The organism is Amycolatopsis sp. H20-H5 (genome assembly GCF_035828755.1).
Lineage (GTDB): Bacteria > Actinomycetota > Actinomycetes > Mycobacteriales > Pseudonocardiaceae > Amycolatopsis.
Genome location: NZ_JAYMZS010000062.1, coordinates 17,367 through 29,695 on the forward strand (window position 1 = coordinate 17,367; position 12,329 = coordinate 29,695).

Consider the following 12,329-nt stretch of genomic DNA (forward strand, 5'->3'; position numbering starts at 1 on the left):
TTTACGACTCGAGCCGGATCAGTAGGTGGGGAGGCTCTGGTCGATCTGCCTTGCCCAGGCCAGCACACCGCCACCGAGGTGGGTCGCGTCCTTGAACCCGGCCTTGTGCAGGGCCGCGAGCGCCTCGGCCGAGCGCGCGCCGGACTTGCAGTGCAGCACGATCGGCTTGTCCTGCGGCAGCTCGGCGAGCGCCTCACCCGAAAGGATCCTGTCCTTCGGGATCAGCTTCGCACCCTTGATGTTGACGATCTCGTACTCGTGGGGTTCGCGGACGTCGATGAGGGCGAAGTCGTCGCCGTTGTCGAACTTGGCCTTGAGCTCGGCGGGGGTGATGGTGCTGCCCGCCGCCGCGTTGGCGGCCTCGTCCGAGACCACGCCGCAGAACGCGTCGTAGTCGATCAGCTCGGTGATCTTCGGGGTCGCCGGGTCCTTGCGGATCTTGACCTCGCGGTAGCGCATCTCCAGCGCGTCATAGCTGATCAGGCGCCCGAGCAGCGGCTCGCCGATGCCGGTGATGAGCTTGATCGCCTCGTTGACCATGATCGAGCCGATCGACGCGCAAAGCACGCCCAGCACGCCGCCCTCGGCGCACGACGGGACCATGCCGGGCGGCGGCGGCTCCGGGTAGAGGTCGCGGTAGTTCAGGCCGCGGCCGTCCGGCGCGTCCTCCCAGAAGACACTGGCCTGGCCCTCGAACCGGAAGATCGAGCCCCACACGTACGGCTTGCCCAGCAGCACGGCCGCGTCGTTCACCAGGTAGCGGGTGGCGAAGTTGTCCGTGCCGTCGAGGATCAGGTCGTACTGGGCGAACAGTTCGAGCGCGTTGGCGCTCTCGAGCCGGTCCGTGTGCAGGTGGACCTTCACGAACGGGTTGATCTCGGCGATCGACTCCTGGGCCGACGCGGCCTTGAGCTTGCCGATGTCGGACTGGCCGTGGATGACCTGGCGGTGCAGGTTCGACTCGTCGACCTCGTCGAAGTCGACGATGCCGAGCGTGCCGACCCCGGCCGCGGCCAGGTAGAGCAGCGCCGGACTGCCGAGGCCACCGGCGCCGATCACCAGCACCTTCGCGTTCTTCAACCGCTTCTGCCCGGTCACCCCGACGTCCGGGATGATCAGGTGACGGCTGTACCGGGCCACCTCGTCCTTGGTGAGCTCGGCGGCCGGCTCGACGAGCGGCGGCAGACTGCCTGACATCGGGTCCTCCATCTCGCGTGGAACTGCGTGCTGCGGGGTCGTCGCCCCACACCCCTCGCCGGAGGCGCTGCCCCGGACCTCCGGGGAAGCAGTGGTGGTCGTATCCCAGTATCCCTAACGTCCGCAGGCAAGCGCACCTTCCCAACGTTCATATGCTGGGACTCACCCGGGTGACGGATTCGGCCACGGGTTGTAGCGGCAGACCTTGCCGTCGGCCGGAACGGCCGAATAGTTGCCGGGGTCGACCTTGTTCAGGCCCGCCACATAGTCGTTGGCCACGCCAAAGGTCTGCTGCATCATCACCGGCGCCGCGTCGCCGTTGGCGGGACAGGGCAGGTGGCCGTTCCCGAGCGCGTGCCCGACCTCGTGGTTGATCGCGTACTGCCGGTAGCTCCCGATGTCGGTGCCGAAGGCGAGCGCGCCGCGGATCCAGCGGGCGAGGTTGATCACCACCCGGCGGTCGAACTTGCGGGTGTAGCAGGAGGACTCGTACTTGATCGAGAAGCCGCAGACGTCAGGGCGGTGCGCGGTGTCCGGGGTGGTCAGGCTCAGCCGGAAGCTGGGGTTCGGCTGCGAGGAGTCCACCCGCTGGAACGACACCTTGCCGGTACCCGGCCAGCTGCGCGGCTCCGAGAGAATGCCTTCGACCTGGGAAGCGAACGAGTCGTCCTCGAGGTAGCTCGCCGAGTCGATGCCGTTCTCGACCTCGATCGTGTAGGTGTAGAGCGTGCCCTTGGTGCCGACGCGTTTCCCGAAGCCCGGCGGCACCTTCATCACGTGGTAGGTCCCCGCGCCACCGGCGGTGAACTCGCCGCCAGCGGGCAGCTCGGCGGTCGGGATGTTGAGGTCGACGGGCTTGGCGGGGTTCTCGGGCACGCCGGGCTCGGCCGACGGACTCGGGAGCGGAGCGCCCACGACCACCGCGGGCGGGTTCTCCACCCCGGCGGCGATGGGTTCGGCGGGACCGGTCGCGGTCCGGAACACGATCAGCGCGGTCAGCACGACCATGAGCGGCACGACGTAGACCCGCCAGCCGTACGTCTTGAGGAGCCTCCGGCGCTTCGGCGGCCGCTTGCCACCCTCGACCTGGGGTTTCCACGACGCCTTCAGCGGCTGCGCGCCGCTCCAGCGGCCGCTCTCGCGATATCGGTCCTCACGGATCCGCGGCGCGGGCCTGCCGCCGGGCCGGTACTGCCCGGTCCGAAGATCCTCGGACTGGTCTCGCTCGACGTCTTCCGCCCGGGGCATTTGATAACAATGGCATAACCACGCCCAGGTCGGGAGTACCTTCCTGAAAAGCGGACGACTCAGTTACCGCCGGTGTTGGGCCAGGCGTTGGGACGGCAGACCTTGCCATCCTTGGCCACCTTGCCCTTGTCCCCGCCGGGGACATTGTTGAGCGCGGAGACGTAGTCGTCGGCGACGCCGAAGGACTGCTGCATCATCACCGGCGCGGGACCGCCGTTCACCGGGCAGCCGACGTGCTGGCCGCCGAGCCCGTGCCCGACCTCGTGGTTGATCGCGTACTGGCGGTACAGCCCGAGGTCACCGCTGAACGCCTTCGCGCCGCGGACCCAGCGGGCGAGGTTGATCAGCACCCGCCCCTCGCTACGCCGGTAGCAGGAGGCCTCGGCCTTGATCTGGTAGCCGCACATGTCCGCCCGGTGCGTGGTCTCGGGCGTGGTGAGGCTGACTCGGAAACTCGGGTTCGGAAAGCTGGCGTCCACCCGCTGCAAGGCGAACTTGTTGTTGTACGTCCAGCTCTGCGGGCTCGACAGGGTGGTCTGCACGGCGGCGGCGAAACTGTCGTCGCCCGCGTAGCTGCCCGGGTCGATCCCGTTTTCGACGTCGACCGTGTAGGTGAAGAGCTTGCCGCTGCCGACCTGGTCGCCCTTGCCGGGGATCACGTGGAACGTGCCCTGCCCGGCCTGGGTGAACGGGATGCCCTCGGGAAGCTCGGCCGTCGGGATGTTGAGGTCGACGGGCTTGGCCGGGTTCTCCGGGATGACGTCCGTGCCGCCGTCCGACGGGCCACCGCCCGCGCTGTCGCCGCCGAGGGCGGCGGCCTGGGTCTGCTGGTCGGAGACGATCGGCTCGGCCGGTCCGGTCGCGGTGTTGAACACGACCAGGACGGTCAGCACGATCAGGATCGGGACGGCGTAGACGCGCCAGCCGTAGAGCTTGGTGAACTTGCCGAGCTTCGCGCCGCCGGTGTCGCTCGCGCGGCCGGACCGGCGGGCGGGCTTCTCCTCGACGTCGGCCTCGCTGTCGTGCGGTTTCCACGACGCGCGCAGCGGCTCGGCCGTCGTCCGGCGGCTGCCGGGCCGGTAGCGATCCTCGCTCACCCGCTGGGCAGGCGTGCTGGTCGGCTTGTACTGGCCGGTGCGCAGCGGGACGGAAGTCCGCCGGGACGGCGTGTGCGGCGTACGCCGTGAGGACAACGGGGTCTCCGACCGCCGATCCTCGCTTCGTCCGCTCTGCTTGGCCCGGTCCACCAACCCAGGGTGCCATATCCGGACGGTGCTGCTCTCGGCGACTGGCGGATCACACAGAGATTCGATCCCACCCGGATGGCCTACCAGCTGCCCGCTTCGACGCGCTCCCACATACCCAGAACAGCCTTCGCGACGACGATCGGACGTTCCATCTGCGCCACGTGGCCAGTTCGAGGGAGCACGAGCAGCCGGGCGTTCCGGATCGACCGCGCCGTCCGCGTGGCGCGCTTCACCGAGATCACCCGGTCGTGGAGACCCCAGACGACGAGTGTGGGTGCGGTCACCTTCAGCGCGGACGACCACAGGGACGCCGGGCCGCGGGCCGACCACGCCCGGAAGATGCCGAGAGTGCTGCGGGCCAGCGCGGGCGCCGCCCAGGCGAAGTTCGCCCGCGCGCTGTGCTCCTCCGCCAGCTCGGCGAGCCTGCTCTCCGCGAATTTCTCGGGATGGGCATAACAAAGCCGGATGACCTGGGCGGCGCGCTCACGAGGCCCCAGCGCGGCCAGCCGTTTGCGGACCCCGCGGCCGACCAGCGGCAGGTAGGCCAGCGCCATCTGCGGGTCGGACAGCCGGCGCGGGTCGGGGCGGCGATCGGGCATCGCCGGCGAGATCAGCGTGAGCGTCCGGACCAGCTCGGGCCACCTGGCCGCGACGAGCAGCACGACCGCGCCGCCCATGGAGTTGCCGAGCAGGTGCACCGGACCGGCGCCGAGACCCCGGAGATAGCTCGCGACGACCTCGGCGTGCGCGTCGAGGCTGAAGGCGAACTCGTCGACGGGCTCGGAGAAACCGAAACCGGGCAGATCCAGCGCGGCCCCGTCCGCGAACGGCGAGAGCAGCGCGGCGAGATCCGTCCAGTTCGTCGACGAACCGCCGAGCCCGTGCACGTAGACAGCGGTTTCCGCGCCATTCTCACCGGGCGTGTGCCGTACGTGCAGCGGCGTCCCGCCGAGCTCCTCGACCTTGCCCGGCCAAGGGGGACGGCCCGCGTCCAGCGGCGGCAGCGGGGTGCGCGACAGGGGCACGTGCGTCAAGGGCGCTCGCGCGGCTGCCGGGCCGGGAGGGCGGGAAACTGAGGCGGACACGAGTCCAGGATGCCCCAGGCTTGGCAATTCGGCCGTACCCGCGAGTAATGTCATGAGCACTTCACGCGGTGGTGACCCCGCCCGGTGGAGCCGCTCGACTGGAGGAATCATGACGGAGATGGCGCGACTGCAGCCACGAGGTGTCCGCCTGCCACGGACGGAACGCCGTGCGCAGCTATTGGCGGCCGCCCAGCGGGTCTTCGCCGACAACGGCTACCACGCGGCCGCGATGGACGAGATAGCCGAAGAGGCCGGTGTCAGCAAACCGGTGCTCTACCAGCACTTTCCCGGCAAACTCGACCTCTACATCGCGTTGCTGGAGAGTCACGTCGACGAGCTGCTCGGCCGCGTCAAGGGCGCGCTCGAGTCGACCAGCGACAACAAACAGCGCGTGCCCGCGACCGTCGGGGCCTTCTTCGACTTCGTGGACAACGACGCCGGCGCGTTCCGGATGGTCTTCGAATCGGATCTGCGCGGCGAACCCGCCGTGCAGGAGGCCGTGGACCGCGCCACTTCGGCGAGCGTGGACGCGATCACCGAGACGATCACCGCCGACGCGGGCCTCGACGAGGACAAGGCCCGGCTGCTGGCGGTCGGGCTCGTCGGGCTGAGCCAGGTGAGCGCCCGCTTCTGGCTCGCCCACCACAGCTCGATGAGCAAGGAAGAGGCTGTCGCGCTGACGGCGAACCTCGCCTGGCGGGGCATCGGCGGCGGGTTCCCGCTTTCGCACTGATCCCGAGACACCCGAACAGGAGCAAGGGACCTTTGCTGCCGCTCCGGCGAAGCGATAGCAAAGGTCCCTTGCTCCTGTTTACGCTTTCGTCACCGAAGAGCCACGCGGCGAGCCGGTGAACTGCGGCGATGATCGCGGCCACCTGGTCAGAAGTCCCTGAAGGCCACCTTCACGGCATCTAACGCCGTCAAGGTGGCCTTCACGGCATCACCACAGCGGTCACATGCGGATCAAACGGGCACAATTAGGGCGTTTGTGTTCCTTGTGGACGGTCGCGGCCCCCCTGCCGGACTCCCGCGCCTCGTGGCGACGCCTGAAGGTCGCCCTTGTCAGGTTCACCGTTGCAAGGGCGACCTTCAGCAGCCTGCAGAGCTTCCCGAATCGGTCAGATGAGGATGAATCAGGCATAATTGCGGTGTTCGTGTCTCTTGTGAACGGTCCGCTGCTCATTCTCCCGGGGCGAGTGACAATAGTGCGATAGCAAAGGTCCCTTGCTCCCGTTTTGAGCGTTTGTGCTGTTCAGCGCCTCACGACGGAGCGGACCAGTGTGAGGATCCGGTCCCCGACCTCGTTCGCGCGCTCCTGCGGGAGCATGTGGCCCGCTCCCGGATACCGGACGAACTCGGCGTCGGGGAGCTCGTCGGCGATCACCTTCGCGTGCGCGAGCGGGCACAGGCGATCGCTCTCACCCACCAGGACCACCGCGGGCGTGCCGCGAAGCGCGGCCAGTGCGACCTTGCAGTCGTGGCGGGAGATCGCGTCCTGGAATCCGGCGACGCTGGCCGGATGGGCGCAGAGGAGCTGGTCGGTGACCGAATCCACGTCCGAGCGGCGCGGGTGCGAGCCGAAGACCAGGAAGCGCGCGCCGGGCCGGACCATGGCCGGGGACAGCGGCAGGGCGTCACGCCGCTGCCTGGCCAGCAATTTCGCCAGGCGGCGTTCGAACTTCGCCGCCCCGGTGCCCGCGATGCCCGGCAGACCGAGGGTGATGCGGTCCATCTGGCCAGAGGAGGTCGCCACGAAGGCGGCCCCGGCCACGCGCTCGGCCACCAGGTCAGGGTGGCGGCGGGCCAGTTCCATGATCGTCATGCCGCCCATCGAGTGCCCGGCCAGCACGAGCGGACCAGCCGGCGCGTGGTCGGCGATGAGCTCGGCCAGGTCGTCGGCGAGGGTCGCGATACTCGCCGTGCCCGGCTTGGCCGGGGCCGAGCCGCCGTGCCCGCGCAGGTCGTAGCGCAGCACGCGGATCGACGGGCCGAGCCGAGCCACGACGCCGTCCCAGGTCCGATGATCCTGGGTCCACCCGTGCACCAGCACCAGGGTGACCTCGGAATCCACCGGCCCGCTCGACTCGACGTGCAGCGCCGTGCCGTCGCTAGTCACGAAACGATGACCACGCGACGGGTCCCAGGAGACCGAGTCGCGCTGCGCTTGGCAGGCCGTCATCGCTTCGCCGGCAGCAGGAAGGACTTGCGCCAGAAGAACATTCCCGGCCTGCCGACCAGGCCGGACTCCTGCAGGAACGGCATGATCTTCTCGCCTGCCCAGGCGACGCTGCCCTTCCACTCCGGGTTGGTCATCGCCGCCTTGACGCCTTCGCGCGGATCGATCCCGACGGCCTTGTAGACGTTGGGGTTGATGAACGCGCGGGTCACGAAGAACGAGATCACCGCGATGATGAACTGCTGGTAGACGATCTCCGCCTTGTTCAACTTCGCCATGCCACGGGTCACCTCTTCCCGCGCGAAAGTCACGTGGCGGGCCTCTTCGAGCACGTGGATCCGGTTCACCATCCGCACCAGCGGCTGGATCTCGGGGTCGTTCATCTGCTCGCGCTGCAGCCGGTCCAGCACCTCTTCGGCGACCAGGATCGCGCCGTAGCGGGCGGGCCCGTAGCTGATCGACGGCATGAGCTTCGCGAGCTTGCGCAGCCAGGGAACCGGGCCGTACGCGGGGCAGCCGATGCGGGCCGCCATCCGCGCGAACATCGTCGAGTGCCGGCACTCGTCGGCGATCTCGGTGAGCGCGTACTGCGCGTGCGCCGTCGTCGGGTCCTGCTCGTAGACGTCCTTCAGCAGCATCTGCATGAGCAGGATCTCAAACCACAGCCCGGTGGTCGCGACGCTGGCGACCTCGTGTTTGCCCAGCTCGATGCGCTGCTCCGGGGTCAACGTGTCCCACAGCGGAGTGCCGTAAAGAGAGGAGCGCTTTTCGGGGATGAAGCGCTTGCCCTCCACCAGCGGGGCTTCCCAGTCGATGTCGACGTCGGGATCGTAGAACTTGTTCGCCGACGACTTCAGCAGCCGCTCCGCGGTCTTGTCGCGATCGGTTTCCTTCAGCGTCCGCGTCATTGCCGACACGTCCTTCCGTGTGACCCAGATTATGTAACTTCGAGTAACAGTTACCTCTGGTAGCATGACTCCCGTGATCGAACGTGTCAAGCGCTCCAGCAAGCACCCGAGCAAGCACCCCGCGGCGGGTGACGCCGACACCGGCGACGCCCGGCGGGATCGCTGGCGCAAGCACCGGATAGCCCGCCGCAAGGAGTTCGTGGAGGCGGCACTGCGGGCACTCGACAAACACGGCCCGGACCTGGGCATGGAGGACGTCGCCGCCGAAGCGGGCGTGACGAAGCCGGTGCTCTACCGGCATTTCGACGACAAGGCCGACCTGTATGTGGCACTGGGCCAGCGCGGCACGGAGATCCTTTTCGAGCGGCTGATCCCGGCCATCAACGCGGAGCTCGCACCGGTGCCGCGGATCCGGATGGCCCTCGACGCGTTCTTCACCGTCATCGAGGAGCACCCGAACCTCTACAGCCTCTTGGCGCGCGGCACCCTGCAGGGCAAGCCGGTCGACTCGGACGTCGTCGCGGAGGACAAGGAACTGATCGCGACGGCGCTGACCGCGCTGCTCGGCGACTACATGCGGATGTTCAACATGGACTCCGGCGCCGCCGAACCGTGGGCGCACGGCATCGTCGGCATGGTCCAGAACACCGGTGAATGGTGGCTCGAGCGGCGCTCGATGGGCCGCGACGCGGTGGTCGAGTACCTCACGCAGATCATCTGGGCCGCCATCGACGGGCTGACCCGGCAGCAGGGCGTGGTCATCGACCCGAACGTGCCGCTGGAAGCCAACAAGGTCGTGCAGATGACCAAGAACCAGCAGGAACCCCGGTCAGAGACAGACGCCGGCTGAGCACGAGGAGCATCCGATGAGCGACGAGCACGACGAAGACGGCTACACCGGCGAAGCGACCCTCGTGGTCGACGGCACCGAGCTGGCCGTCCAGGTGGACCTGCGAGGCTACTTCCAGCCCATCGACGGGTTCTACCGCTGGTACGGCCGCATCGCGGTGAACGACCAGGTCACGGAGCTGGCGGGCGGCAAGAAGAAGACCGTCGAGCTCCGGGCGGGCGAGTACACCGCCCAGGGCGAGCTCTCCGACCCCGACCCCTGGGGCCGCTACCGCGTGATGGGCACCAGCACCCCGCCCTTCCACGTGCCGACCACGCTCGAGGAACTCAACGCCTGACCTGGGCTTTCCCGCGAAAAAGGGATCGGGGGACTTTACTGTCGCCGAGGCGGCAGTAAAGGTCCCCCGCTCCCTTTTCCCAGGTCCGTTCATCTCACTCGGGACGAAGAGCCGCGTCAGCTGCCGACGGCGAACCCGACCTTGCGCACGTCGGACGGCGCGATTTCGACGTAGGCGATCCGCTCGGCGGGGATGATGTACTTCCGCCCCTTTTCGTCGTCGAGGCGGAACAGCCCGTCACTGGCCTTCAAGGCTTCGGCGACCAGCTTCTCGACCTCGTCGGCGGGCTGGGCACTGGACACTACGAGCTCGCGCACGGTGTCCTTGATGCCGATCTTGACCTCCACGTGGGACCTCCGCTTGAGAATCGATTTACTTCCTGACCAAGGCTAGCCGAACACCGGCTCAGCCGAGCCCGAGCACCTGCATACGTTTGGTGTGTCCCTGCTGCAACCGGCGGAACAGCGCGGCGATTCCCGACAGGTCGCCCGAGCCGCTGATGATCAGCTCGGCGAGCCCGTCCCGCTCCGCGACCACGTATTGGGCCTGGGTGAGCGCCTCGCCCAGCAGCCGCCTGCCCCACAGCGCGAGCTTGTCCTTGGTCTTCGGGTCGGCCGCGATCCCGGCGGCGACTTCGCGCTCGGCGAACGCGGAATGCCCGGTGTCGGCGAGCACGGTCAGGACGAGGTCCTTGGTCTCCGGGTCGAGCCAGCTGGCCATCTCGCGGTACAGGTCCGCGGCGAGCCCGTCACCTACGTAGGCCTTGACCAGCGATTCGAGCCACGATTTCGGCGCGGTCTTGGAGTGCCAGGCGTCGAGGTGGTGGCGGAACGGCGTCATCGCGTCCTCGATCGCCACGCCGTGCCCGGCGAGATGCTTCGACAGCAGGTCGTAGTGACCGATCTCCGCGGCGGCCATGGAGGCCAGCGCGGCCCGCCCGGACAGGGTCGGCGCGGTGCGCGCGTCCTCCGCCATCCGGTCGAACGCGGACAGTTCGCCGTAGGCGAGCACGCCGAGCAGGTCGACGACCCCTTCGACGATGCCTTCACTGATCTGCTTTCCCTCAGTCACGGCCAGAAGGGTATCTCCGAACACCCTCACCCGGCCGCGAGGAGACCGATCCCACGCCGCCCGGCATGGCCAGTACTGTCGAAAAACTGCTGACCAGGTAGACTGCGGTGGCTATTGACAGATCTTCCGCTTGTCGATCCGGCGTCCCTGGGGCGAATCGGGCGAAGCAGTTCGCAGCCGGCCGCACAGCCGGGCGCCATCGCGGGCGGAGACGGCGAGACGAGTGGCCAGTCCATTTCGGCCCGTCGAGCAAGTAGCGAGCGGGATGGACCCATCCGGCTCGCGCAACTGATGTGCGTGCACGCCTCTTGCGGCATTCCCGCGAAGGACCGGCTTCGGCGCCACCAAGGCGCTGGATCGAACGGATTCTCGTGGTCGAGTGTCGATCGGTCACCAGGGTTGTGCGCGCTGGTTACGAGAGAGGCGATCACCCTGACGAACACGTCCGAAACAGAAGAAACCAACCCGGCAATCGAGTTGGAGCACAGCGAGAGCGGCCCCGCCGTCCTCGACACCTCCCACCCGCTGCAGGCAGGCGCGCCCGTCGCGCCCGAGGACCCGACCTTCGCGTCGTTCGGCGTCAAGCCGGAGATCGTGCAGGCGCTGGCCGAGGTGGGCATCGAGCGCACCTTCGCCATCCAGGCCCTCACCCTGCCGCTGGCGATGGCGGGCGACGACCTGATCGGCCAGGCCCGCACGGGCATGGGCAAGACACTGGGCTTCGGCGTCCCGCTGCTGCACCGCGTGGAGGTCCCCGGCGACGGCACCCCGCAGGTGCTCGTCGTGGTCCCGACCCGCGAGCTGTGCGTCCAGGTCGCCGCCGACCTCAAGGGCGCGGGCAAGCACCTGGGCATCCGCACGCTGGCCATCTACGGCGGCCGCCCGTACGAGACCCAGACCGAGGCCCTGCGCAAGGGCGTCGACGTGGTCATCGGCACCCCTGGCCGCCTGCTCGACCTGGCCGAGCGGAAGGACCTGGTGCTCGGCAAGATCCGCGGCCTTGTCCTCGACGAGGCCGACGAGATGCTCGACCTCGGCTTCCTGCCCGACATCGAGCGCATCCTGCGGATGGTGCCGGACAAGCGCCAGACGATGCTGTTCTCGGCGACCATGCCCGGCCCGATCATCACGCTGGCCCGCACGTTCCTCACCCAGCCGACGCACATCCGCGCCGAGGAGAACGACGCCGGCGCCATCCACGAGCGCACCACCCAGTTCGTCTACCGGGCGCACTCGATGGACAAGGCCGAGCTGGTCTCCCGCGCGCTGCAGGCCACCGACCGCGGCCTGACGATGATCTTCACCCGCACCAAGCGCACCGCGCAGAAGGTCGCCGACGACCTGGCGGAGCGCGGTTTCGCCGCCGCCGCGGTCCACGGCGACCTCGGCCAGGGCGCGCGTGAGCAGGCGCTGCGCGCCTTCCGCGCCGGCAAGGTCGACGTGCTGGTCGCCACCGACGTGGCCGCCCGCGGCATCGACGTCGACGACGTCACGCACGTGTTCAACTACCAGGCCCCGGACGACGAGAAGACCTACGTCCACCGCATCGGCCGCACCGGCCGCGCGGGCAAGACCGGCGTCGCGATCACGCTGGTCGACTGGGACGACATGCCGCGCTGGAAGCTGATCTCCGACACCCTCGGCCTGGACAAGCCCGAGCCCGTCGAGACGTACTCGTCCTCGAAGCACCTGTTCACCGACCTCGGCATCCCCGAGGGCACCACCGGGCGGCTGCCGCTGTCCAAGCGCACCCGCGCGGGCCTGTCGGCCGAGGTGGAAGAGGACCTGGGCGGCAAGCGCCGCGGCCCGAAGGGCAGGTCCGGCGCCGGATCCGGCCCCGCGCCCGAGGAAGACTCGCCCACCCGCAAGCGCGCTCGCGCGCCGCGCCGCCGCACCCGTGGCGGCGGCTCGGACTCGGCCGCCGAGGGTGAAGCCACCCCCGGCACCGCGGCCACGAGCGAGGCACCCGCCGCTGACGACTCCACCGCCGAGAACGGCGAAGGCGGCCGCGGCCGTCGTCGTCGCAGCCGTGGTGGCGGCGCGAAGCCGAGCACCGAGGCGACCGGTCCGGTCGTGGAGAAGGAAGCCGGTGAGAACGGCGAGCGTCCGGCACGTCGCCGTCGCCGTCGTCGTCCCGCGGTCTCCTCCGACAACGCGACATCTGATACACCTTCGTCGGCAGAGTAAGCACCACCCACCGCCGAAGTCGG

12 protein-coding genes are annotated in these 12,329 nt (G+C 68.9%); 4 read left to right on the forward strand and 8 right to left on the reverse strand.

From position 1 onward, the window contains the following. Positions 1–18: 18 nt before the first annotated feature. From moeZ to QMK34_RS28715, 4 genes are all read right to left on the reverse strand, one after another. A complete protein-coding gene (moeZ, locus tag QMK34_RS28700) occupies positions 19–1,197 on the reverse strand; it encodes an adenylyltransferase/sulfurtransferase MoeZ (RefSeq protein WP_326417620.1) in 1,179 nt (392 codons plus the stop codon). Between the two features lie 162 nt (positions 1,198–1,359). Next, positions 1,360–2,445 carry a DUF3152 domain-containing protein gene (locus tag QMK34_RS28705; RefSeq protein WP_326417621.1) on the reverse strand — a complete coding sequence of 362 codons (1,086 nt, stop codon included), beginning with the start codon at positions 2,443–2,445 and terminating at the stop codon, positions 1,360–1,362. Between the two features lie 59 nt (positions 2,446–2,504). Then, the gene (locus tag QMK34_RS28710; protein WP_326417622.1) at positions 2,505–3,692 is read right to left on the reverse strand and encodes a DUF3152 domain-containing protein; all 1,188 of its coding nucleotides are present in this window, start codon (positions 3,690–3,692) and stop codon (positions 2,505–2,507) included. Between the two features lie 80 nt (positions 3,693–3,772). Then, on the reverse strand, positions 3,773–4,726 hold the full coding sequence (locus QMK34_RS28715) for an alpha/beta fold hydrolase (RefSeq protein ID WP_326417623.1): 954 nt from the start codon (positions 4,724–4,726) through the stop codon (positions 3,773–3,775). A gap of 160 nt (positions 4,727–4,886) precedes the next feature. Between QMK34_RS28715 and QMK34_RS28720 the strand changes: the two genes are divergently transcribed. Continuing rightward, positions 4,887–5,510 carry a TetR/AcrR family transcriptional regulator gene (locus QMK34_RS28720; RefSeq protein WP_326417624.1) on the forward strand — a complete coding sequence of 208 codons (624 nt, stop codon included), beginning with the start codon at positions 4,887–4,889 and terminating at the stop codon, positions 5,508–5,510. A 519-nt stretch (positions 5,511–6,029) separates the two neighbouring features. Here the strand turns inward: QMK34_RS28720 and QMK34_RS28725 are convergent. Then, positions 6,030–6,956 (reverse strand): alpha/beta fold hydrolase, encoded by a 927-nt coding sequence (locus QMK34_RS28725; protein ID WP_326417625.1) that lies wholly within the window; start codon positions 6,954–6,956, stop codon positions 6,030–6,032. After that, positions 6,953–7,861, reverse strand: coding sequence for an AurF N-oxygenase family protein (locus QMK34_RS28730; RefSeq protein WP_326417626.1), 909 nt, complete (start codon positions 7,859–7,861; stop codon positions 6,953–6,955). The genes QMK34_RS28725 and QMK34_RS28730 overlap by 4 nt, the downstream gene beginning before the upstream one ends. A 64-nt stretch (positions 7,862–7,925) precedes the next feature. Between QMK34_RS28730 and QMK34_RS28735 the strand changes: the two genes are divergently transcribed. After that, the gene (locus QMK34_RS28735) at positions 7,926–8,711 is read left to right on the forward strand and encodes a TetR/AcrR family transcriptional regulator (protein ID WP_326417627.1); all 786 of its coding nucleotides are present in this window, start codon (positions 7,926–7,928) and stop codon (positions 8,709–8,711) included. A 16-nt stretch (positions 8,712–8,727) separates the two neighbouring features. Further along, the gene (locus tag QMK34_RS28740) at positions 8,728–9,048 is read left to right on the forward strand and encodes a DUF4873 domain-containing protein (protein ID WP_326417628.1); all 321 of its coding nucleotides are present in this window, start codon (positions 8,728–8,730) and stop codon (positions 9,046–9,048) included. A gap of 116 nt (positions 9,049–9,164) precedes the next feature. Here the strand turns inward: QMK34_RS28740 and QMK34_RS28745 are convergent, their stop codons facing one another. Beyond that, complete coding sequence (locus QMK34_RS28745; protein WP_326417629.1) at positions 9,165–9,395, reverse strand: DUF3107 domain-containing protein; 231 nt, start codon at positions 9,393–9,395, stop codon at positions 9,165–9,167. A gap of 58 nt (positions 9,396–9,453) precedes the next feature. After that, complete coding sequence (locus QMK34_RS28750) at positions 9,454–10,143, reverse strand: ferritin-like fold-containing protein (RefSeq protein ID WP_442785240.1); 690 nt, start codon at positions 10,141–10,143, stop codon at positions 9,454–9,456. 447 nt (positions 10,144–10,590) lie between these two features. Here QMK34_RS28750 and QMK34_RS28755 point away from each other — a divergent pair, with 447 nt between their 5' ends. Continuing rightward, on the forward strand, positions 10,591–12,306 hold the full coding sequence (locus QMK34_RS28755) for a DEAD/DEAH box helicase (RefSeq protein ID WP_326417656.1): 1,716 nt from the start codon (positions 10,591–10,593) through the stop codon (positions 12,304–12,306). Positions 12,307–12,329: the final 23 nt, after the last annotated feature.